We start from the raw sequence: 22,236 nt of genomic DNA, 5'->3' as shown, positions 1-22,236 counted from the left end.
GATCCGGCATGCGGGTTGGCTGGGCGACGTGGCTGAAGTCGTGACCAAGGGCACCGGCAAGGTCGAGCGCACCGCCGACCGCGCCGAGGTGCAGGTGAACTTCGAGACCTCCGGCGCGACCCGCACGGAGGCGGTCGACCTGCTCACCCGGCGCGTGGCGTCGGTCGAGCCGCTGCTCGCGCGGCCGGGTGTCGAGGTGCGGTCGCGGCAGCTCAACGTGCACGACAACTGGAACGGCCGGCGCCGGTCGGGCAGCCGGGCGGCGCAGTCCTACACGCTGCGCGTGGACGACCTCGGTCAGCTCGACGACCTGCTGGGCGCGCTGGTGGCCGCCGAACCGACGTGGCTCAACGGCCCGTCGTGGCAGCTGGCGGCGGACGCCGAGGCCGTGCGCGAGGCGCAGCGGGAAGCCGTCCTGGACGCCCGGCGACGGGCCGAGGGGTACGCCGAGGCGCTGGGCGCGCGGCTGGGGACGCTGCTGCGCCTGGCCGACGGGGACAGCGAGATGTGGGCGGCGGAAGGGATGCGGGCCGCGGCGGCGTACGGCGGCGCACCGGGCGTGCCGCCGCAGATGGACCAGCTCAACCTGGAGGCGCAGGAGATCACGGTGACCGTCCGGTGCACCGCGACCTGGTCGCTGCTGGACTAGCTACAGCTGCTGGACTAGCTACTGCTGCTGGGCCGGCTACTTCTGCCACACCACCGCGTGGACGCGGATCTCGCTCCCGGAACTGAGCACGTCCAGCCGGAAGATCCGCCCCTCCGGCGTCCGCCCGCACACGACGCTGCCCTTGACCAGCTTGTCGACCTGGTTGAAGCCGGTGGCCGAGACCTGGTCGGCGCACTCCGCCTTGCCCGGCTGCGCGGGCTTGGTCCACTCGGCCAGCACGTGGTCGCCGTTGACGTAGAGCATCCGGCCGGCCAGGGCCTGCACGTTCTGCGACGCGACCTGCTTGGGCGGCACGAAGTCGAGGTTCCACTGGCCGAACACGACCTCCTCGTCCAGCTGCACGCCCTCGGGGAGCACCTTCGGCGCGGCCACCGAGCCGGTCGGCTCGGTGGTGCCCGCCGCCGCACCCGCAGTGGACACCACCGTCACGGTCGTGGCCGCCGCGGGCGATTCCGACGTGCCCTTGCCGATGAAGAAGGCGCCCAGGCCGACCAGCGCCGTGATCAGGGCCGCGATCGCACTGATCATCGCCGCGCTGTCCTTGAGCCGACCGCGCTCCGGCTGGTTGTTCGTCACGGCACGTGAGAATACGTGCTCGACCAGTGACGGCGGAGCCGTTTGGCGTGAGGCGGACGAGCCTTTCGCCGCCGTGACCGGTCAGCGTTCCACGATCGCCGTCACGCCCTGGCCGCCCGCCGCGCAGATGGAGATCAGGCCACGGCCCGAGCCCTTCTCGGACAGGATCTTCGCCAGGGTCGCCACGATGCGGGCGCCGGTGGCGGCGAAGGGGTGGCCGGCGGCCAGGGACGAGCCGTTGACGTTGAGCTTCGCGCGGTCGATGGGGCCCAAGGGGGCGTCCAGGCCCAGCTTGCCCTTGCAGAAGTCGGCGTCCTCCCAGGCCTTCAAGGTGGCCAGCACCTGGGACGCGAAGGCCTCGTGGATCTCGTAGAAGTCGAAGTCCTGCAACGACAACCCCGCCCGCGCGAGCATGCGCGGCACGGCGTAGGCCGGGGCCATCAGCAGGCCCTCGCCACCGTGGACGTAGTCGACCGCCGCGGTCTCGGTGAAGGTCAGGTACGCCAGCACCGGCAGGTTGCGGGACGCCGCCCACTCCTCGCTCGCCAGCAGCACGGTGGACGCGCCGTCGCTCAACGGGGTCGAGTTGCCGGCGGTCATGGTGGCGTCCTCGCCGCGCCCGAAGACGGGCTTGAGCTTGGCCAGCTTCTCCACCGACGAGTCCGGGCGCAGGTTCTGGTCGCGCGCCAAGCCCTGGAACGGGGTGACCAGGTCGTCGAAGAAGCCGCGGTCGTAGGCGGCGGCCAGCTTCTGGTGGCTGGCGGCGGCCAGGGCGTCCTGGTCCTCGCGGGCGATGCCCCACTCGCGCGCGGTGATGGCGGCGTGCTCGCCCATCGACAGGCCGGTGCGCGGTTCGCCGTTGCGGGGGATGTCGGGGACGACGTGCTGGGGGCGCAGCTTGGCGACGGCCTTGAGCTTGTCGCCGGTCGAGCGGGCGCGGTTGAACTCCAGCAGGACGCCGCGCAGCTCCTCGTTCACGCCGATGGGCGCGTCGCTGGTGGTGTCCACGCCGCCCGCGATGCCGACCTCGATCTGGCCGAGGGCGATCTTGTTCGCCACCGCGATCACGGCCTGGAGACCGGTGCCGCACGCCTGCTGGACGTCGTAGGCCGGCGTCTCGGCGGACAGGGCGCTGCCCAGCACGCACTCCCGCACCAGGTTGAAGTCGCGGCTGTGCTTGAGCACCGCGCCGGCGACCACTTCGCCGAGCCGCTCGCCCTGCAACGCGAACCGGCTGACCAGGCCGTCCAGGGCGGCGGTGAACATGTCCTGGTTCGACGCCGCGGCGTAGGGGCCGTTGGAGCGCGCGAAGGGGATTCGGTTGCCGCCCAGGATGGCAACCCTGCGGATGTCGGCCATGTCGTCCTCCCGGTACGGGTGTGTGTTGTCCATATTACCTACTCGTCAGTAGACTTACTACTGAGTAGGGAGTGTGATGTCCGCATGGATCGCTACCAGTCGTTCGCCAAGTCCGGCTTCGGGCGCCTCGTCGTCGGCAAGCTCGGTCTGCCCAACCCGTACCCCCTGCGGAGGCACACCCCCGGGAAGCCCGCGCTCGACGGCCCCGTGCTGCTCGGCGGCGGCGGACGACTGGCCGAGCCGGTCGCGGCGGTGTGCAAGTCCATCGGCCTCGACGTGGCCGCTGAAGCCAAGGAAGACGAGCGGTACGCCGCGCTCGTCTTCGACGCCACCGGCATCGACCGCACGGAGAACCTGGGTGAGCTGTACGAGTTCTTCCACCCGGTGATCCGGTCGCTGGGACCGTGCGGTCGGGTCGTCGTCCTCGGCACACCGCCCGCGCAGGCCGCCTCGCAGGTCGCGCAGCGCGCCCTCGAAGGTTTCGTCCGCAGCGTCGGCAAGGAGATCAAGCGCGGCGGCACCGCCCAGCTCGTGTACGTCTCCGAGGGCGCCGAGGGGAACATCGAGTCCACGCTGCGGTTCCTGCTGTCCGGGCGCTCGGCGTACGTGTCCGGCCAGGTCGTGCGCATCGGCACCGGCCCGGTCGAGGTCCCCGACGACTGGGAGAAGCCGCTCGCGGGCAAGGTCGCGCTGGTCACCGGGGCGTCGCGGGGCATCGGCGCGGCCATCGCCCAAGTCCTCGGCCGCGACGGCGCGCACGTCGTCTGCCTCGACATGCCGGGCCAGGGCGACGAGCTGTCCGCGGTGGCCAACGGGGTCGGCGGGTCGACGCTCCAGCTGGACATCACCGCCTCGGATGCCCCGAAGCGGATCGTCGAACACGTGGTCCAGCGGCACGGCGGCGTGGACGTCGTGGTGCACAACGCGGGCATCACCCGCGACCGCACGCTCGGCCGCATGGACTCCGGCCGCTGGAACGCGGTCGTCGAGGTCAACCTGGCCAGCCAGGAACGGGTCAACCAGGCCCTGTTCGACTCCGGCGCGCTGCGCCCCAACGGCCGGATCATCGGCGTCTCGTCCATCGCGGGCATCGCGGGCAACGTCGGCCAGACCAACTACGCGACCACCAAGGCGGGCGTGATCGGCATGGTCGACTCGCTGTCCGCGACCGTCGCGGGCACCGGGGCGACCGTCAACGCCGTCGCGCCGGGGTTCATCGAGACCAAGATGACCGCGGCCGTTCCTTTGATGATCCGCGAGGCCGGGCGGCGGATGAACAGCCTGTCCCAGGGCGGCCTGCCGGTGGACGTGGCGGAGACGATCGCGTGGTTCGCGCACCCCGCGTCCTCCGGCGTCAACGGCAACGTCGTGCGGGTGTGCGGGCAGAGCCTGCTGGGGGCGTGATGGGGAACCTGACCTGGCTGTACGCCAAGGCCGCGCTCACCGGGTTCACCCGCAGCGGGTCCACGCTGCCGTCGTACTCGCGCGAACTGCGCGTGGAGGTCGACCGCGAGCACCTGGCCGCGTACAACCGCGTGTGCGGGTTCGGGGTGCGGGACGAGCTGCCGGTGACCTACCCGCACGTGCTCGCGTTCCCGTCGCAGATCGAGCTGATGACCGCGCCCGGGTTCCCGTTCCCGCTGCCCGGGACCGTGCACGTGGCGAACCGGATCACCCAGCTGCGCCCGTTGCGGGCGGACGAGCCGCTGGACCTGGCCGTGCACCTGGAGAACCTGCGCCCGCACGAGAAGGGGCGGCAGTTCGACGTGGTGTCGGCGGTGTCGGTGGGTGGCGAGCAGGTCTGGGTCGACGTGTCGACTTATCTCCGGATCGGCGGCTCCGGCTCCGGTTCTGGCTCCGGCTCCGAGGAGAAGGAGCGCGTCCAGGAGGAGCCGCCGAAGCCGACCGGCGTGTGGCGGGTCGGCGGCGACATCGGCCGCCGGTACGCCGAGGTCTCCGGCGACCGCAACCCGATCCACCTGCACGCGTTGACGGCCCGCGCGTTCGGTTTCCCGCGCGCGATCGCGCACGGGATGTGGTCGAAGGCGCGGTGCGTGGCGGCGTTCGAGGGCCGGTTGCCGGACGCGTTCACCGTCGACGTGCGGTTCAAGGCGCCGATCCTGTTGCCCGGCAAGGTGGACTTCTCCGCCACGCCGACCGCCGACGGGTGGCGGTTCGCGCTGTGGTCGCGCAAACCCCACCTGGAAGGCGTGATCAGCGGCTAGTCGCCCTCTGGCACCCGTCGCGACGGCGGGTGCCAGATGTTGCCCTCGACGAGGTCGCCGAAGCCCATCCACACCAGGTTCATCAGCCGCGCGGCGACGACGCCCGCCGGTTCCTCGGGGTTGTCCAGCCACCAGTCGGCCAGCGACTCCCCCGCGCCGACCAGGGCGGCGGCCAGCGCCTCGGCCTCCTTGTCGCCGGCGCGCGGGACGTTGGGGAAGTCCGCGGAGTGCACGAGCAGCGCGGCGACCAGGCTGATCGCCCGGCCGCGCATGTCGGACAGCTCCTGCGCGAAGGGTCCGCCCTGGGAGGAGGCCTGGCGGTGCAGGACCTGCCAGCTCGACCGGTTCTCGCCGACGAAGCCGAAGAACGCCCGCAGGCCGCTCCACAGCTGGACGTCCGGCGGCTGGTCGGCCTCGACGCCGTTCGCGATGGCCTCCATCATCCGCGTGGACTCGCGGCGGATGCAGGTGGCGAACAGCTCCTCCTTGGAGCCCAGGTACGCGTAGAGCATGGGTTTGGAGATGCCCGCGACCTCCGAGATCTCGTCCATCGACGCGGCGTGGAAACCCAGCCGCGAGAAGACGTCCACCGCGGCGTCCATGATCTGCCGCTCGCGCACCGCGCGGGGCAGTCTCTTGGCTCGTCCGGTGCTGACCGGTTGCTCTGCGTGCATCGCACCCCCTGAAGGCTGCCGGCAAGATTACTCCGCGCCCCTTGCCGCCTTACCTACTCACCAGTAGTCTTACCGCTCAGTAGGTACGCGGAGGTGCCACCATGACCAACCTCACCACCGAGGCCATCGCGAAGCTGAGCCCGAAGGCCCTCATCGCCGCACTCCGGGAAGCCGACCCGGCCGACCCGGCGCTGCGCGACCTCGACATCGACGTCATCGCGCGCGGCATCGACCCGGCCAAGCTGGGCAAGGACGAGTTCGCCGACCTGCTCGGGGTGCTGGGCGACCTCGCCGACCGGGGCGCCGACCTCGACCTCGCGAAGATGGACCCCCAGAACTTCGCCCGCATCATCTCGCGCGCGTCCAAGGACCAGATCGACGCCGTGACGTCGAGGACGGGCCTGCGCGAACGCGTGCTCGACGAGGTCTTCCGCCGCATGGAGGCCCACTTCCGCACCGACCGCGCGGGCGCCACACGTGCCGTCGTGCACTTCCGGCTGACCGGCGGCACTTCCGGCTCCGACGACGTCTACGAGGCCGTCATCGAGGACACGACCTGCACGATCAACAAAGGCACTACCTGGGAGTCGCGCGCGACGGTCACACTGGGACCGGTGGAGTTCCTCAAGCTCGCCACCGGCAACGCGTCCGCACCCGTGCTGTTCATGACCGGCAAGCTGAAGGTCAAGGGCGACCTGGGTTTCGCGGCCGGTTTCATGAGCCTCTTCGACATCCCCAAGGCGTGATCACGTGTTCTCCCTGGAACTGAACGAGGACCAGCGCGACGTCCGCGACTGGGTGCACGGCTTCGCGTCGTCGGTCATCCGGCCCGCCGCCTCCGAGTGGGACGAGCGGGAGGAGACGCCGTGGCCGGTCATCCAGGAGGCCGCGAAGATCGGCCTGTACGGGTTCGAGTCGCTGGCCACGTGGTTCGCCGATCCGGTCGGGTTGTCGCTGCCGATCGCGGTGGAGGAACTGTTCTGGGGTGACGCCGGGATCGCGCTGGCGTTGATGGGGACGGGCTTGGCGGCGGCCGGGATCTTCGCTGCCGGCGAGCCCGAACAGCTGGCCGAGTGGGTGCCCGAGTGCTTCGGCACTGCCGACGAGCCCAAGTTGGCGGCGTTCTGCGCATCCGAGCCGCAGGCGGGGTCGGACGTCGCGGGGTACCGGACGCGGGCGGTGTACTCCGAGGCGACGGACGAGTGGGTGATCAACGGCCAGAAGGCGTGGGCAACCAACGGCGGCATCGCCAACGTCCACGTCGTGACCGCGGTGGTGGACCCGTCCTTGGGCGCCCGCGGCCAGGCCGCGTTCGTGGTGCCGCCGGGGACGCCGGGCTTGTCGTCGCCGGGGAAGATCAAGAAGCACGGGATGCGGGCGTCGCACACGGCGGACGTGTTCCTCGACGACGTGCGCGTGCCGGGCCGGTGCCTGCTGGGCGGTCGGGAGCGTCTGGAGAGGCGCTTGGCGCGGGCGCGGGAGGGACAGTCGTCCGGCGGTCAGGCGGCGATGGCGACCTTCGAGACGACCCGGCCGACCGTGGGTGCGATGGCGGTGGGCGTGGCGCGGGCGGCGTATGAGTATGCGTTGGGGTATGCGAAGGATCGCGAGGCGTTCGGGCGGAAGATCATCGAGAACCAGTCCATCGCGTTCGACCTGGCGAACATGAGGATGGAGATCGACGCCGCCCGGTTGCTGGTGTGGCGAGCGGCTTGGATGGGGCGCAACAACGTTCCGTTCACGGCGGGCGAGGGGTCGATGTCCAAGCTCAAGGCCGGCGAGGTGTCGGTGTGGGCGACGGAACGGGCGATCCACATCTTGGGTGGGGCTGGTTATACGCGGGAGCACCCGGTGGAACGGATGCACCGGGACGCGAAGATCTTCACCATCTTCGAGGGGACGAGCGAAATCCAGCGGTTGGTGGTGGCCAGGGCCATTTCGGGGCTCCACATCAAGTGAGTTGATCTCCCCAGGCCGTCTCTAGGCCGTGCGGGGGTTGGACGGGGTCTTTCGGGCGCGGAAGACCCCGTCCACTGCTTTCCGGGCGCGTTCGTGGCTGGACGGCATGAGGTGCGTGTAGGTGCGGAGGGTGAAGCCGGGGTCTTCGTGGCCCAGGTACTCCGCCAGTTCCTTGATGGACACGCCTTGGGCCAAGAGGACCGAGGCGTAGAGGTGGCGCATGGCGTGCATCCCGTCCTGGCGCTTGGTGTAGATCAGACCGGCCTGCTTGAAGGCCGGCACCCATACGACCTTGTTGAACAGGTCCCCGTGGCAGACCTTTCCGTCCGCCCTGACCATGAGCAGGTTCACCGTCACCAGCTCACCGTTCGGCTTGTCCCAGGGCAGGGTTACGGCGGTGGGCGGGAACATCTCCATGTAGTCGTCCACCGCTTCGAGCACGCCTTGCGATAGCGGCACCTGGCGCTCCTTGTTGCGCTTAGGCAGCGAGAACACCGCCACGCGGTCGATGATCCTGACTTGGCGCTGGACGTTGATGACCTTCGCTTCCCGGTCGATGTCCTCAGGCGAGAAGGCCAAGATCTCTCCCTGCCGCAGACCACAGCCAGCACCCAGTGGGGCCACGATCTTAAAGCGCGCGTCCAAGGCGAGCTGGATCTTGTGAAGGCGCGATTCCGGCCACGGCACGACCTTGCGCGGCGACCGTTGCGGGCGCTTGATGCTTTTGACGTTGCACGGGTTCTGGTGGATGCGCTTGTCGTCAACGGCCGAGTTCATGACCGACGAGAAGGTCTCGAACAGCAGCGCCTGGTAGGTGAGGCTGAGGCCCTTCTCCTGCATATCGCCGAGCCAGTCACGCACAAGCTGCGGCTTGATGGACACCAGGGAACGGTGGCCGAAGTACGGGTAAATCTGGCTCCGTAGCCGGCTCCGGACCGTCTGCCGGGTGGCCGCATCCGGCGAGTAGCCGTTGAGCCAGCTCTCCGCCTGAACCTTGAACAGCACCTTTCCCGCGTTGGGATCGATGTACTTCCCCTCGCGCTTGTCCGACTCCATCTCGATGAGGAAGTCTTCCGCCTTCTTCTTCTGACGGTCCGGGAAGCTCTTGGACCGCTCGACGCCTTCCGGGTCGATGTAGCGGACCTTGTAGCGCAAACCGGTGCCGTACAAGGAGGTCTTGACCCGGACGACCTCACGGGTGTCCGGGTCCTCGACCTCCTTCCACCAGCGGTCTTGGACGTGCCCCATGACAGACCTCTCCTGTGTGTCGAATTGCCGAAACTTCTAGGCCGCGTCGAGGTCGAGGCCCTCGAACCACTCGCGGACCTTGGCCGGGTCCCACCGCAGGTGTTTGCCGACCTTCCGAGCCGGCGGCCCGTAGTTCTTGCTGCGCCAGCCACGGATGGTGTGCACCGGCACCCCCAGGAACGCCGAGAGATCGTCAACGCCCCACAGCCGATCGAACTCGTTCCCGCTCATTGCCGTCCCCCTTCCCCGCTCAGGCCGCTTGTGGAACTGCCGAAAGATCCGGCGGTGCACCGCTGGCCGCGAGTAGGGCGCGGTCGTACTCCGCCTTCCACGTGACCCGTTGGGCGATGGCGTGCATGAGCAGGTGCGCCCGTGGTGGCACGTTCGGATCGCCGGGCCGGACCAGGTGCCAGCTGAGGTGCGAGGTGTCGCGTTCGGGCTTCTCGATGCCGACTGCCTTGAGCGCTTCCAGGACGAACCGCTTCCGGTCCGCTCGGTGGTCGGCCAGGGTCTTGCCGGACCACTTGCGCGAGACGAGCACCCGCCGGCCGGGCAGGCCGAGCGTGGTCCGGCGGTGCGCCCGCCCCTTGCAGTGCCCCGGCACCATGCGCGAGCCGGCGTTGCGCGGCTGGACCCCGTAGAGCAGCCACACCGCGCACCGGTCCGAGCAGGGCGTCACGGCCAGTTCGTCCGCCAGGCGGTCCGCGTGCCGCCGCTGCCTGTCCGTCTTCTGCTCGACCACCTCACCGATCGACTTGGTGAGGTACTTGGTCAAGTACCCGATGTGCTGCCCGGCTTCCTCGGTGCCGCCGAGGATGCCCTTGGAGTGCACCTGCCGCCCGAACCGCACGACGTGCGCCGGCTCCTCAACGGCCTCGACCGCCTCATCCCAGGTGGTCAGCGGCCGGCGGGTGCCCGGGTCCACGAAGGTCTTGGCGTTGCCGTCCCAGACCGGCAGGTGCTCGCCGCCGTAGACCCGTTCGTCGTGGTTGGGCCACCACACTTGGTGGTAGGTAGCCGCGGTAACGAGCCGGATGGTGTCGTGCGGGACCGAACCGCGGAATGCCGCGTGAAGGTGCGGAGCCGCCCGGCGCTGCGGTTCGACCGTGGCGAAGTACTGCACGTCCCACCCGGCGACTCGCCGCAGGTTCTGCCACCACCGGTCCACCAGGGACGCGAAGTGCACCGCGTCCCGAGCCGCCCGCCGGTAGTCGTAGGCGTCCGGATCAACCGGGGTGCCGTCATCGCGCACCCGCCCGTAGGTGTCCAGCGTGAGCGTGACGAACATCGACGGCCGGAACCGCCCCGCGTACTCGCGCCCCACGGTGCGCTTCTCCACCCGCCGCCGAGGCAGCTCGGGTGCATCCTGCCGCCGCTTGGTGGACCGCTTAACCGGCCGCTTAGCCGGCACGTCCGGTGAGGGCAGCCGACCCCGCACACCGAGTTGCCGAAGTTCCGCGTCCACCGAGTGGATCTCGTCCCGCAGCTCGTCCGCGTCGCCCGCCTGGCCGCCCTCGACCGCGTCCCGGTACGCCTTAACGAGGTCCGCCCGGAAGGTCAGTAGCTCCTTCTGATCCTGACTGGGCGGGTCCGGCGTGAAGTCGGGTTCCTCCGCCAGGTGCCAGCCTTCCCGGCACTGCGCCATCCGCAACGCCTTGGCCTTCTTGGCGCACGGTGCACAAACGCTCTCAATGGTCGAGCCGCAGGGCACAGCCACGTACCGGACTTCAAAGCTCTCCCGGTCCTCAACCTCCATCGTGAACGGCCGCACGCATACCCCGTGCTGCTCAGCCGCAGCCTTGACCACATCGAGCGCCATCGGCTGACGCATCCGCTCCGCGCGAGTCCCGCCGCTCATGCCGCCGCCTCCTCCGCGCCGTCCGGCCGAGTCGGAAGGTCGTGCACTGTGGCCGGGGCGAGGAAGACGCCCAGCTCGACCAGGTCCGCGTCCGTGACGTGGAACGCCCGAGTCCTGTCCGGCTCCCGCTGCCCATCCGTCTTCACCCACGCGACACCAGGCGTGTTCTCGCTGATCTCGTGCGCCGCCGCCCCGCGTTGCCGAACGCCATCCCCCAGCACCATGTCCACCTGCTGTGGCTCGTCCAGCCGCAGCGCCACCCGCGTGGTGAACAAGTGCCGGAACGACACGACCTCCTTACGCGGGTCCTGCACCAAGCCCACGACCGCGTACCCCGGCGCGCGGCCCTGGGAGGTGATCGTCTGGATAGCCCGCGCCGCCCGTTCCCGGAGTTGCTTGTCCGGCTGGTAGGCGATCAGGTCCGCCAGCTCGTCCACCACCAGCACCGTGAACGGCTCCCCCGTGGATCGCGCCCACAGCCGCCGGATGCCCCGGTAGCGGGTGGCCCGCTCCTTGACCTCAGCGGCGATCTCTTCCAGCAGCGCCACGGCGTCCGGCCCGTTGTCGTAAACGACCCGGTCGAAGGCGTCCGGGCACTGGCCCAGTTCCATCCCGCCCTTGGGGTCGATGCCCACCAGCCGCACCAAACCGGCCCGGACCGCCGGGGCGAGCTGCCACACCAGCGACCACAACACTGAGCCCTTACCCGCACCCGGCACGCCGACCACGAGCACCTGTGACCCGAGCAGCCGCAGCCGCCACGGCTTGCCGTTCTCCGTCCGGCCGACCGTCACCCGCCGCAGATCCACTTCCGCCGAGTCCACCAAGGCCGGGACCGGCAGAGGCCGCAGCAGCGGGTCACGGTGCACGAAGTCCAGCTCCAACAGCCGGGGCCGCAACACCCGCACCCGGCACGACCGCGCGCCAAACGAGTGCGCCAAACCCTCGCGCCGGAGCTCCCAGGCTTCCGGCGACTGGGCCGGGATCATCCGCACCCGAACCCGGTCCCGCCAGCCCTCCGACCGCACCCGCCGCAACCTCGGGCGGTGCTCCCGGCCCCGGCTGTCCTTGGACAGCTCCGCCAGCCGCACCACCGTCCGCCAGCGAGGCACGTACACCGTCGCCCGCCGCCACTCGGTGAGCAGCCGGTACCAGCAGTGCCGCAAGAACGACTCCCGCGCCAGCCCGTACCAGACCGTCAAGGCGCAGACCAGCGACAACAACGCCAACACCAGCGGCGACAGCCCGAACCGCAACCAGCACCAGGCCGCCAACGCCGGCACCAACGTGGCCACCGGGTACCGGACGACGAGTAGCACCAGGCGCACGACCAGAACGACAGCCAGCCACACCAGCGCCAGCACACCCGCCAGCCACTTCACCTTGCCCGGCAACAACATCCACCACGGCACCCGAGGACGAGCACCCTCGAACGGAGCCGGATCAACCCACTTCCCGCCGTTCATCGCGCACCACCCGCACGCACGATGAAGATCAGCGGCAACCACCCCAGGCAGTGGCAGCACGTGAACTGGTTCGGGGCGTAGACACCGAACCGCTTGCACCCGCCGCACCGCCGCCCGTTGGGCAGCTTCCACGCAGTCGAGGGACGCCGACTTGACGCACGGCCCCCCGTAGCCCTTACCCTTGACATGACCGGAACCCCTTGTGTGACAACAAAAGCGCGCGAGAAACCCGGTCGGCATGTCGTCGGCTGAACAGTTCCAGGCCCGCCAAGACTCAGAGCTGTTCACCGGCGACCACCAACAGGTCAGTGATCGTCTTCAGTTGTGTCGGCAAGGGGCGGGCACTACGCCCGGAGCACCCGCCCGACCGCCGTCAATCAGCGTCCGATGTGGACGCGTCGCCCTTGATCGCCTCTCCGTTCGCCCGCTCACGGGACGCCCAGTACAAGGCTTCGTGGTGGTGTCCCCGATCCACTTCCGCGATCCGCGCGTACGCCTTGGCGCTGTGCCGGTAGAACGTCCGCCAACTCGCGGGACCAGCGTCGGGCGCGGGCATCACCTTCCCCAACGCCTCATGCACCTGCGCCAAGGTCTCGCACTCCATCGCAAGCTTCCACAGGTCACGCTTCTTCGGCTGCGCCACCACCGGCCCCCTTGTTCGGGTCGATCAGGTTGACGCGGGCTTGCTCGACACGCGCCCGCCGTTCGAACTCCTCAGCGGCGATGGAGCAGGCATGACGAGCCCACAGGGCAACCGCGAGATCAGCGGCCAAGATCCGCCACGCCTGCGCCACCGCCGAGTAACCAACCGCCAGCCGAAGCGCCGCCGCCGGCTCGTCCGAGGCAGCAGCGGCGAACAGCGCTTCGGTCTGCTCCGCGTACGCGGTGTTCCACCGGGCGACCGCCTCACGAGACGGCCGCGACACGTCAGGCCGCCTTCTGCTCGCCCTGGGCCGGCTTCTCGCCGGACCGCTTCGGAGCCCCGCCCACCTGCGGCGATGCGATGCCCGTAGCCCGGATCGTGAACCCCTGGTACTTGAACTTGTCGCCCATCACCCGCGGCTCGACCGTCAACCCCTCGAACGAGACCGGCCGCACCTCGACACCGGGCATGACCTGCACGGACTGCGGCGGCACCGGCTGCACGTCCGCCAGGATCGTCACCGTCACCGACGCGTCCCGCTCCTTCTCGGCGGACGGGTCCGTGACGACCACCTTCCACTGCCGCTTACCCGTGCGCTCATCCACGCGCTGCTTCGCCTGCTTGCCCCGCCCCCGGTCCTCCGCGCTCAGGTACTCCATGTCCGGTGCGACCTCACCGACCATCAGCGCCCCCTGCGGGAAGACCTGGTCGAACGAGGCCGCGAACCGAGTGCCGTACGGAACCGCCATGACTAGCTACCTCCGTCGTCAGCTAGCCCGCCTATCCGAGCTAGACAACTACAAGGTAAGCCAGCCTGGCTAGACAAGTCAAGCGGTACAGCCAGCTAGCTCCCTAGGCGGGCTAGACATGTCGGCTACCGTTCGATGCAATTGCTAGCTAGCAGATGCAAGCTTGGGCAGGCATGACGAGAAGGTGGCGATGGCACTCGACCCGAACGACCCGCGACCGCCATACGTGCAGGTAGCGAACGCCCTGCGAGCGGCCATCCTGACCAAGGTCTTCAAGGCCGGGGACAAGCTGCCCTCCCGCGCCGAGCTGGCGAAGAAGTACGACGTAGCCCCGATGACCGTGCAGAACGCCCTACGCGAACTGCGCGACGAAGGCTTGATCGTCTCCAGACAGGGCAGCGGCGTATTCGTCCGAGAGCGCACAGAGCGCCCGGTCGGCCTACGCCCCCACATCGAACGAGCCTTCGAGCAGGACCACGTCACGATCGACTTCGCCGGCTTCTCCGGCGAGACCCTGCACGGCGTCATCCAGGAACCGCTGGACAAGATCCGCATTGGCCGACTCACGCCTGAGTCCGTCCACGTCCGCATCCTGGTGCCTGACCCCACCGTCCCGTGGTCAGTCCCGTGCACCGTCGAGGACCAGGCCGACAGCCCCGCCTTCCGCGAACGCGCCGCCGAGATCATGCGCCGCCACACCCTGGCGATCGTGGACAACGTGACCGAGCTGGGCGCACTTGGCCTGGTCAAGGAAGCCACCGCAGAGGTCCGCGTCCACCCCGCCGCACCCCTGTTCAAGCTCTACCTGATCAACAACGACGAAGCCTTCTTCGGCTTCTACCCCGTCCGCGAACACGTCCTCTCCCTCGGAGGACAGCCCCAAGCGATCTACGACCTCATGGGCAAGGACGCCATCCTCTTCCACCACAGCGCCAACGACGACGACACCAGCACGGGCAGCCAGTACGTCGAGCAGGCCCGCACGTGGTTCGACAGCCTGTGGGACACCATCGCAACGGAGTACAAGCGGTGACCACTGAGCACGTGCCGGTGGACGACTCCGAGGTCTTGCGCAACATCCTGGCGACGACCGATGCGCTGTTGCTCGACTTCGACGGCCCAATTTGTGCCGTCTTCGCCAACCTTTCCGCGCAGAACGTCGCCAACCAGCTTCGCGGAGTTCTCACTGACAGCGGATACGTCGATCTTCCGCGTTGCGTAAAAGAGACGAGCGATCCGTTCTGCGTGCTTAATCACGCAGCAACACTCGGCGCAGAGGAAGCCGACTCCGTTGAAGCCTCCTTGCGAGCGCTAGAGCTTGAAGCTGTCAGCGACGCCACACCAACACCTGAGGCCAAACGCCTCATACAAGCATGCGCAGCCGCTGGCCTGCCGATTGCAATCGTCAGTAACAACTCGACTCAAGCCATTCAAGCGTATCTAGAGCGCCAAAGTATTGCTTCCGCCGTAGGCACAATTTCTGGCCGACGGAACGCAGATGTATCCCTGTTGAAGCCTGACTCATATTTGGTAGCCCAGGCCGCCTCGGAGCTAGGGGTATCGACCAAATCATCGGTCATGATCGGTGATTCAACCTCTGACATGACTGCCATAGCTACAGTTGGAGGAACAGGCATCGGATTCGTCAACAAACACCGGAAGACGAAGACACTGGCCGAAGCTGGGGCTCATGCCCTAGTAACAGATTTGTCAATCATCGCTGTGATCCTGGAGGCCGCGTAGGCTCTGTTCACTGTTACATACCCGGGGCATATCCTTGCTGTTCCAGCCACTCGCCATCTTCCTTCTCGAAACGGCCCCAGAAACTCGCCAGGCGAAGCCGGAGAGACCTCCGTGCTAGAGGCGTCATGCGTGCCACGCGGGCTTCGACAAGAACATTTAAAGCCGTCGAGTAGGTTTGAATTTTCGTGAAGTCTGCTACGTACAAGGTGCCTGCCGGTGGTTCCGGTGGATGTCCCGTCGCAGTCCCCTCGATACCATGCGCTGCATACGAATACTGCGTCCCTGCCGCGTCCTCCGGTGGCTCCGAAAGCATGTACGGCGCAGCGGCCTCTGCCGTCCTCGCAGGTACTCGCCGGATTGGTGCCAGCGCGACGACGTTGTAATTCTCTATAGTGCAGCACTGAGAAACGACTATGAAGTACTTAGGCTTCTCAAGTTTGACGAACGCGGTATCGCCAGCTTGCGGCTCACGGCCAGGTGGTCGGGCGACATCTAGAGGCAACTTCATTTGCGGCAGCAGAAGGTCCTTCAGCAGGTCTCCCTGCCGAAGTGAATCAAGAGCCTCTAACGGTCCATCGATCCACATTTGCTTCAGTCATCGTCCTCAAACTCGGCAACAAATTCGATTGCGGAAGCTCCAGTAGCGCGAACGATGTCCTCCTTCTCGCCCCTCGTAAGTCCCTGCTCTACCACAAAGTGACCCAACTCATCAGAGGCGGCGAGAATTTGAAGGCTATCTCGCGTCATCATTGTCACAAAGGTCGAGTAGTCAGGTGACAACGCAACCTCTGAAACCCAATGTAGGCGAAGGCCCCATTCCTCGTTGCCCACAGACTCTTGAGGACCCGATCTGGCCGTTGATGTATGCGCTCCAGCGGAAGGAGAAAACCGCTGACGGCCACTTTTGCGGCGCGTCCCCGCTATCCATTGGTTCACGGCATTCGCTAGCGCAAAAACCGCCTGCTTACGCCGTGGTTCTGTTTTGCCGCGAAAAGTATCAGCGGTTGACTCGACACGTACGGTGGAGGTCGCAGACACGTTCGACGTCGCTTCGACGCCGTGCACAGAACTGGGGCTAGGACGAAAAACGCTAGTCGCCATTGAACAACCTCCTCGCTTCATCCGTGATCAAAGCTTCAAACACTTCACGTTCGATATTCCGAAGGCGCAGGAGTTCTTCAGCGATGTCGATGTCACTATTGCCGAGAGGCCACTGCTCAATTACGTCGATATCCAGAACTACAGCCGGATTCCCCGCAGAGGAAACAGCACTACTGAAGGTGTGGACTACCGTGACCCGGTCGTCACTCCAACTGGACTCGACACGGGAATTAAACCCATTCACGCTTACCTTGAGTGAGGCGGGCACGTCGGGGTACACCGTGAAATACTCGCCGAGTTCCACCTCGGATTCCGAGAATTCAATCTGGTTGATATATCTGACCCCTACACGCCTGATCGGACCCGGTGTTGCAAACTTCAAGTAGGAGTTTACGCCCTGCGTTATGCGCTCATAAAACTTCTCCCACCCTTCGTATGGCTGATGCGACGTAGCCGAGAACGACGCGGGGCCGAATGCAAACTCACGAACACCGGCCTCGTCTACCAGTTTCGTCGTAGCTTCGCTCGCTCGAACCGCAAAAGCGCCCGGGCTCCCGCCCTCGCCTGGCACCATCTCAATCTTCGCCGAAACATTCTGAGCAGGCTTGCCCGGATAAAAGTTTCTTAAACTTTTCCAAATTTCTCCTGGCGTAGTAAGAAGCCAGTCGGCGCACTCGTCAAAATTGACAGCACAAATCGCCTGCCTAATAGGCGCGTTCTGATAAGTGCGTCGGGCGTTCATCTTCTCCCGCCATGCCTCGTCATCAAAAAGTGGTTGAGGCGAAGCCCCGACTTCGGTCTACCGACACCATCGGCTGCCTCCAGGTCTTGGCTATCTTCACAGGTGGACGCCAGTGTGCCAGGGCGTCACATCCGGCGCGAGGTGTTCGATCGGATGGCGCAGTTGATGCGACGTCGTCGGATGCGCTGCCGAACTTGGCTCTATGGGATCAAGGCGCGCCGCCTGCGGCGGCGCGCGGGTGGGTGCAGCGCACGTTGGCACCGACTCCCCGCATCGCGGCACGCCGGGCTCCCGCTTCGCTCCGCCCGTCGGCCGCGCGCGGAGTCGGTGCACGTGGCTGGCACGGCGGCGCGCCACAGCAGCGGCAGCCTGACCTTCAGCAGCTCCCAGCGGCCCGGCTCGGGACGATCGCGCGGTCACGGCGGTTGGCAGAGCTGGGCGCGGCGATCGGCTGCCGCGACGGCTTCGCCGCCTTGCCAACGGGAAGGCCACTCGGCGACGAGCACCAGGCGCAAAACGCGCGAAGGGCGTCGCCCAGCCAGCCATGCGTGAGGCATAGCTAGCCGCAGCGACGCCCTCCGTGTAGATCAGCAGCCAGGCCGTCTCCAGGCCGTGAGGTGTCGAAGACGGTTGGTCAACAACGACGAACGTTGACCAAGTACGCGCAGGTCAAACCGCCATTCCATGCCGAAGCGCCAGGTCCGCCCAGACCCGGCGCAAGATCTTCACCATCTTCGAGGGGACGTCGGAGATTCAGCGGCTGGTGGTGTCGCGGGCGATCTCGGGCATGTACATCCGCTAGACGTGACCGGAGGGGCGGGGTCTTTCCGGGCGCGGACGACCCCGCCCCTCCGTCATGGTGGACCGTGATCAATCGAGGTCACCGTCAGTGTCCTGCTGTCCGATTCCCTGCCGGCGGAGACTCTGACCTCGAAACGCTCCGGTGGCCAGCACCGAACGAGTGCGGGCCACCTCACGGCTCTTGCGGTCGAACGAGTCGTCTTTCACGTTGCCCTCGAGGACCGCTCGGTAGTGCTCGTAAAACGACCGCGTGCGGCGGTAGACCTCCCGCCACGCCAGCAGTTCGATGCTCTCGCGGGATCGCCACTCTTTCAGGGTCCGCTCCGTGAGCGCATACTTGTCGCCGGTGACGATCGCGCCTCTGACGTTCGGGTTCGCATCCTCCAACGCGACGACGTAGCCCTCGATCTGCTGGAGGTCCTTCAGCGTGACCGCGTGGCCGGACCGCTTGATCTCGATGACGACCAGGACGCCGTCGCCAGCCAGGGCGAGGAAGTCGTACCGCCTGCGATCGCTCGGATCGATGTCCCGGTCACCCCACTCGCGCAGCTGGGTCGTGATCCGCTTCTCCTCGGCCAGGACGTGCCACTCGGGGTTGATCAGCCACGGGTAGTCGGCCACCAGGTCGTGCATGTTGTCGAGACCGATCGCGGGCGCGGTCTCCGGAGCGTCGTTGACGATCATCGAGTGGAACTTGTCGAGGATGTCTATGCGCCCCTTGACGATCTCCAGGATGGCTCGACCCTCGACCACCTTCCAACCGCGCATGTAGTCCAGCGTCTGCACGAGCAGTTCGGGGTCCTCCGCGACCTCGTCCAACTGTTCGATGTAGTCGTGGAAGTGGCGGTACTCGTAGATCTGGACCACGGTCTCCGCGAGCGCCCGGATCTTGTCGTTCGGCAGGTTGGCGCCGCCGAGCTTCTCGACGAACCCGAGCACCCTCTTCATCGACGGGGCATCGAGCATCTCGATGCGGTCCACGAGCGACCGGTCCGACCGGACTTCCATCACCGCCGCGGCGCCCCGCTGGTTGGCGTGCTCGCGGAGCAGCCGTCGCACCAGGTCACCGCCCCACTCGCGCAGCGGTGTCGTCCCGTCGTCGGCCCAGTCGATCTCCTGTCGGTCGGTCGAGATCTTGTCGGATGTGTCGTCCCGACCATCGTCGAGGTAGTCGGCTTCGATGACGCCCGTGAGGTACTTGGTTCCGTGCTGGCCCGACGCCGTGTTCTCCACACCGAAGAAGAAGGGCGACACCTGAGCGGTTTTGCCGCGCACCAGGATGGTCAGTCCTTGGAGTTCCGCAGGCAGCACGGTGCGGCTGAAACCCGCCCACCACCTGACCTCGTTGCCGTCGGCGAGGACTGCGGTCGCCTCGTCGATGTCGGGTTCCCGGTGTTCCAGGTCGATGATCGGCTCCGCGACCGGCACTCCGTTGACCACGACGACCATCCGCCCCAGGACAGCCCGGCTGAACCGCCGCGCGAGGTTGAGCCGCAATTCGTCCGGGTCGAGCGGTGTCTTGTGCTTGAGGGCCGCCAGCGTCAGTCGAGTCCCCGATGGAGCGAGGACCTCTGAAGTGGTCGGACCGATGACCGCTTTGATGGGTACATCAGCCACCTGGCCCGCACCGGTTTTCAGGTTCTCGGAATTCAACTCGAACTCGATGGACTCGCCGTCTCGCCACGTCGAAACCCGCATGCGTCGAGCAAGGCCGAACGCCGCGAGTTTCCCGATGCCCTTGCGCCCCATCACCCGCCGACCAGGCGGCTCCGCCTGCCCCACTGCACGACGATTCCGACCGATCACGAGGTAGGCGTGCTCGATCCCGTTCTCATCCATGCCACCGCCGTTGTCGAAGACCACGATCGAACTGGCCTGGGGGTCGTATGAGCCTGGCTCCGGCAGTGTGATCTCGACCCTGGTGGCTCCGGCGTCCCAGGCGTTCGCAACAAGTTCGGCGAGCGCGGCATCACGCCGCTTGTACATCTGGACGCCGAGGTGTTCCAAGGTCCGACCCATGACCTTGATCTCGAAGTCACGCTCACGCGAGCCGACCTGCACAACAGTCACAGTTCGAGCCTAACCGGCGATCAAGACGCCACCAGCAACTCGGGAAGAAGGCTCAAGAATTGCTCCACCTGAGCGCAGGTCGTGCGCACAAGACCCGAAAACGGCGGTGAAGAATCCGAGAAACTACCTGACGGGCCGATTGACGACCCCTACGTGACTCGCTAGCCGGTGCGACGGTCGCCGAATCGTCAGGCCGGAGAGGACCTCGGCCGGGCAAGGCCGAGGTCCGTCGGCTCCGTGCAGAACCTTGTCGGATTGCTCCCGTGACGCCTCAACGGCCTGCTTCGGTGAGCCAGGTGCGTTCCGCTGTTGTGTCGGGGACCGGGGGCCAGCCGTTGATCTTGGCGAGCAGGGACCAGTAACGCTCTGCCCTCGGGTCGCCGAACTCGTCGAGCCAGCGGGACAGTTCCGGGCCCACCGGGACGTTCAGGGTCGCCGACCAGCGGGCGTTGATGTCGGCCAGGATCTTGTGGCCCTCCTCCGACGTGGGAGGTACGCCGGCCGCCAAGGCCTCGCGGGCCTTGGTCATGGCGTATTGGAAGGCCTCCATCTGTTCGGCGCTGGGGCCGGACAAGTCCGCGCCCTCCGCCCTTAGCTCCTGGTGGCGCTCGGACATCCGGCGGATCGAGGCTCGGAAGTCCTTGTCGCGGACCAGGTTTGCCAGTTCGATCCACGCCTCCAGTTGTTCGGGCGTCGGGTCGTCGGGCAGGTCCGCCCGGACCGAGCGCATTCGGTCCGAGAACGTCTTGTCCAGGTCAAGGCCGCCGAAGACCTCGTCGAAGAAGTCGTCCAGGATCGCCTGTCGCTCTTCCTCCGACAGGCGTGCCAACTCGTGCACCATCTCCACCTCCCCGGTTCGGGCCACGACGCGCAGCACGGCCCGGCGTAGCCGGAGTGTGCGCATCTGCGCGTCGATGGCCTCCGCGTGCGTCCGGGCCACCTCGGCCACGGACACCTCGCTCTCCAGCACGCGTTGCGCGGTGGGCAGGTCTACGCCCAGGTCGCGCAGGGTGCGGACGAGCTTGAGACGCGCCAGTCCCTCGACGTCGTAGGTGCGGAAGCCGCCCGTGGTCCGGCCCGCGACCGGGACGAGGCCCGCGTCGGAGTAGAACCGGATCGTGCGGGTGGACAGGCCGGTCAGCCGCGCCAGGTCGCCGATCGAGTAGTGCGTCACGCCGACCACCCTGAACTCTCCAGTTGCTGGAACTTCAACCGAATAACGCGATGATCCGGCACGATCACCTCCCGTGCCCGCGTACCTCCACACCTACGGCCCGGCGACGGCGGCGTTCGCGGCGACCCTGCTCCTCGTGTTCTTCCTGCGCGTCGCCCGGCGGCTGGAGCGCGGCACGGAACGGCCCGGGAAGCACAAGCCGGTCAAGGGTGGCACGCGCGGGTCGGTGGGCGGGTCGGTTGTGCGGTGGTTGGTGGTGGCCGGGGTGACGGCCGCTGCTACCGGGTTCGGGCTGTATTGGCTGTTGGGGCGTCCGCGGCTGCCCACGGCGACCAGCTTCACCACCGCCGAGCTGCTGGACCTGCTCAAGATCGGGCTCGCGGTGGTCGGCGGGCTTGGTGCGGTGGTGGCGCTGGCTGTGGCGTACCGGCGGCAGCAGGTGTCCGAGGCCGCGCACGACATCGCGACCCGGCAGGAGGAGCGCGACGACGTCAAGCTGCTCAACGAGCGGTACGCCAAGGCCGCCGAGCAGCTCGGGCACGAGAGCTTCGCCGTGCGGTTGGCGGGCGTGTACGCGATGGGCGCGCTGGCCGACGACTGGGAGCGGCAGCGGCAGACGTGCGTCGAGGTGTTGTGCGGCTACCTGCGCAGCCCGTTCGACGAGACCGACCGCGCCGAGCGCGAGGTCCGGCAGGCGATCATCACGACGCTGCTCGACTACAGCTCGCGGCACAAGTGGCGCGGGGTGGAGATGGACTTCCGGGGCGCGGAGCTGGGGGACGTCGACCTGTCCGAGCGCGTGTTCGACGGCGACATCTCGTTCGACTTCGCGCGGTTCGCGGGCAAGGTGGCCGACTTCAGCGAGACCCGCTTCTACGGCAGGACCACGTTCCGGGGCGCGAGCTTCGCGGCCGACCGGACCTCCTTCTGGGGTGTGACGGCCTTCCGCGCGGAGCTGGACTTCTCCGCCGCCACCTTCAGCGGTGAGGTGGTCGACTTCTCGCGGGCCACGTTGACCAGGACGGCCACGTGGTTCGAGGGCGCGGAGTCGGACGGGTGCGTGTTCGAGTACGACGGCGACTCGTACGCGACCGTCGAGGAGTTCGCGGAAGCGTTGCGGCGGAAGAAGGACGCCGGGAACCCGGAGGTCCCCGGCGTCGATCCGGACTAGTGCGTCG

At 67.4% G+C, this 22,236-nt stretch carries 21 protein-coding genes; 8 read left to right on the top strand and 13 right to left on the bottom strand.

The window, feature by feature from the left end; translation table 11 throughout:
* Positions 1-28 precede the first annotated feature (28 nt).
* Positions 29-649 carry an SIMPL domain-containing protein gene (locus WBN91_RS07150; RefSeq protein ID WP_337723454.1) on the top strand — a complete coding sequence of 207 codons (621 nt, stop codon included), beginning with the start codon at positions 29-31 and terminating at the stop codon, positions 647-649.
* A gap of 36 nt (positions 650-685) precedes the next feature.
* Here the strand turns inward: WBN91_RS07150 and WBN91_RS07145 are convergent, their stop codons facing one another.
* The gene (locus WBN91_RS07145) at positions 686-1,246 is read right to left on the bottom strand and encodes a hypothetical protein (RefSeq protein ID WP_337723455.1); all 561 of its coding nucleotides are present in this window, start codon (positions 1,244-1,246) and stop codon (positions 686-688) included.
* Between the two features lie 81 nt (positions 1,247-1,327).
* Positions 1,328-2,605: an acetyl-CoA C-acetyltransferase gene (locus WBN91_RS07140; RefSeq protein ID WP_337723532.1), complete on the bottom strand. Its 1,278-nt coding sequence runs from the start codon at positions 2,603-2,605 to the stop codon at positions 1,328-1,330.
* An 84-nt stretch (positions 2,606-2,689) separates the two neighbouring features.
* Between WBN91_RS07140 and WBN91_RS07135 the strand changes: the two genes are divergently transcribed.
* The gene (locus tag WBN91_RS07135) at positions 2,690-4,009 is read left to right on the top strand and encodes a 3-oxoacyl-ACP reductase (RefSeq protein ID WP_337723456.1); all 1,320 of its coding nucleotides are present in this window, start codon (positions 2,690-2,692) and stop codon (positions 4,007-4,009) included.
* On the top strand, positions 4,009-4,830 hold the full coding sequence (locus tag WBN91_RS07130; protein WP_337723457.1) for a MaoC family dehydratase: 822 nt from the start codon (positions 4,009-4,011) through the stop codon (positions 4,828-4,830). The genes WBN91_RS07135 and WBN91_RS07130 overlap by 1 nt, the downstream gene beginning before the upstream one ends.
* Here WBN91_RS07130 and WBN91_RS07125 read toward each other — a convergent pair.
* Positions 4,827-5,504 (bottom strand): TetR/AcrR family transcriptional regulator, encoded by a 678-nt coding sequence (locus WBN91_RS07125; RefSeq protein WP_337723458.1) that lies wholly within the window; start codon positions 5,502-5,504, stop codon positions 4,827-4,829. The genes WBN91_RS07130 and WBN91_RS07125 overlap by 4 nt on opposite strands.
* Before the next feature lie 101 nt (positions 5,505-5,605).
* Here WBN91_RS07125 and WBN91_RS07120 point away from each other — a divergent pair, with 101 nt between their 5' ends.
* On the top strand, positions 5,606-6,250 hold the full coding sequence (locus WBN91_RS07120; RefSeq protein ID WP_337723459.1) for an SCP2 sterol-binding domain-containing protein: 645 nt from the start codon (positions 5,606-5,608) through the stop codon (positions 6,248-6,250).
* Positions 6,251-6,254: 4 nt separating this feature from the next.
* Positions 6,255-7,463 carry an acyl-CoA dehydrogenase family protein gene (locus WBN91_RS07115; protein WP_337723460.1) on the top strand — a complete coding sequence of 403 codons (1,209 nt, stop codon included), beginning with the start codon at positions 6,255-6,257 and terminating at the stop codon, positions 7,461-7,463.
* Positions 7,464-7,484: 21 nt separating this feature from the next.
* Here the strand turns inward: WBN91_RS07115 and WBN91_RS07110 are convergent, their stop codons facing one another.
* The 7 genes from WBN91_RS07110 to WBN91_RS07080 form a co-directional block, all read right to left on the bottom strand.
* Positions 7,485-8,711: a tyrosine-type recombinase/integrase gene (locus WBN91_RS07110; protein WP_337723461.1), complete on the bottom strand. Its 1,227-nt coding sequence runs from the start codon at positions 8,709-8,711 to the stop codon at positions 7,485-7,487.
* A 36-nt stretch (positions 8,712-8,747) separates the two neighbouring features.
* Positions 8,748-8,942, bottom strand: a complete 195-nt coding sequence (locus tag WBN91_RS07105) for a helix-turn-helix transcriptional regulator (RefSeq protein WP_184926377.1) — start codon at positions 8,940-8,942, stop codon at positions 8,748-8,750.
* A gap of 19 nt (positions 8,943-8,961) precedes the next feature.
* Complete coding sequence (locus WBN91_RS07100) at positions 8,962-10,569, bottom strand: replication initiator (RefSeq protein ID WP_337723462.1); 1,608 nt, start codon at positions 10,567-10,569, stop codon at positions 8,962-8,964.
* Complete coding sequence (locus WBN91_RS07095; RefSeq protein ID WP_337723463.1) at positions 10,566-12,035, bottom strand: FtsK/SpoIIIE domain-containing protein; 1,470 nt, start codon at positions 12,033-12,035, stop codon at positions 10,566-10,568. The genes WBN91_RS07100 and WBN91_RS07095 overlap by 4 nt, the downstream gene beginning before the upstream one ends.
* A gap of 373 nt (positions 12,036-12,408) precedes the next feature.
* Complete coding sequence (locus tag WBN91_RS07090) at positions 12,409-12,639, bottom strand: AMED_5909 family protein (RefSeq protein WP_337723464.1); 231 nt, start codon at positions 12,637-12,639, stop codon at positions 12,409-12,411.
* Positions 12,640-12,655: 16 nt separating this feature from the next.
* Complete coding sequence (locus tag WBN91_RS07085) at positions 12,656-12,961, bottom strand: hypothetical protein (RefSeq protein ID WP_309110192.1); 306 nt, start codon at positions 12,959-12,961, stop codon at positions 12,656-12,658.
* Position 12,962: 1 nt separating this feature from the next.
* Positions 12,963-13,427 carry a hypothetical protein gene (locus WBN91_RS07080; protein ID WP_337723466.1) on the bottom strand — a complete coding sequence of 155 codons (465 nt, stop codon included), beginning with the start codon at positions 13,425-13,427 and terminating at the stop codon, positions 12,963-12,965.
* 190 nt (positions 13,428-13,617) lie between these two features.
* On the opposite strand from WBN91_RS07080, the gene WBN91_RS07075 reads away from it, so the two are divergent.
* Together WBN91_RS07075 and WBN91_RS07070 are read left to right on the top strand one after the other, a co-directional pair.
* On the top strand, positions 13,618-14,460 hold the full coding sequence (locus WBN91_RS07075; RefSeq protein WP_337723467.1) for a GntR family transcriptional regulator: 843 nt from the start codon (positions 13,618-13,620) through the stop codon (positions 14,458-14,460).
* Positions 14,457-15,170, top strand: a complete 714-nt coding sequence (locus tag WBN91_RS07070) for an HAD family hydrolase (RefSeq protein ID WP_337723468.1) — start codon at positions 14,457-14,459, stop codon at positions 15,168-15,170. Before WBN91_RS07075 ends, WBN91_RS07070 begins: the two co-directional genes overlap by 4 nt.
* Positions 15,171-16,260: 1,090 nt before the next feature.
* On the opposite strand, the gene WBN91_RS07065 is transcribed toward WBN91_RS07070, so the two are convergent.
* The 3 genes from WBN91_RS07065 to WBN91_RS07055 form a co-directional block, all read right to left on the bottom strand.
* A complete protein-coding gene (locus WBN91_RS07065; RefSeq protein WP_337723469.1) occupies positions 16,261-17,013 on the bottom strand; it encodes a TIGR04255 family protein in 753 nt (250 codons plus the stop codon).
* Between the two features lie 870 nt (positions 17,014-17,883).
* Positions 17,884-19,884 carry an ATP-binding protein gene (locus tag WBN91_RS07060; protein ID WP_337723470.1) on the bottom strand — a complete coding sequence of 667 codons (2,001 nt, stop codon included), beginning with the start codon at positions 19,882-19,884 and terminating at the stop codon, positions 17,884-17,886.
* 271 nt (positions 19,885-20,155) lie between these two features.
* Entirely contained in the window at positions 20,156-21,058 is a 903-nt protein-coding gene (locus WBN91_RS07055) for a helix-turn-helix domain-containing protein (RefSeq protein ID WP_337723471.1), read from the bottom strand.
* A 73-nt stretch (positions 21,059-21,131) separates the two neighbouring features.
* Between WBN91_RS07055 and WBN91_RS07050 the strand changes: the two genes are divergently transcribed.
* Positions 21,132-22,229 (top strand): hypothetical protein, encoded by a 1,098-nt coding sequence (locus WBN91_RS07050; RefSeq protein ID WP_337723472.1) that lies wholly within the window; start codon positions 21,132-21,134, stop codon positions 22,227-22,229.
* The last annotated feature ends 7 nt before the right edge of the window (positions 22,230-22,236 follow it).

Source organism: Saccharothrix sp. CCNWYY140 (assembly GCF_037401995.1).
In the GTDB taxonomy this organism is placed as follows: Bacteria; Actinomycetota; Actinomycetes; order Mycobacteriales; family Pseudonocardiaceae; genus Actinosynnema.
This window is presented reverse-complemented; position numbering and strand designations above follow the sequence as displayed.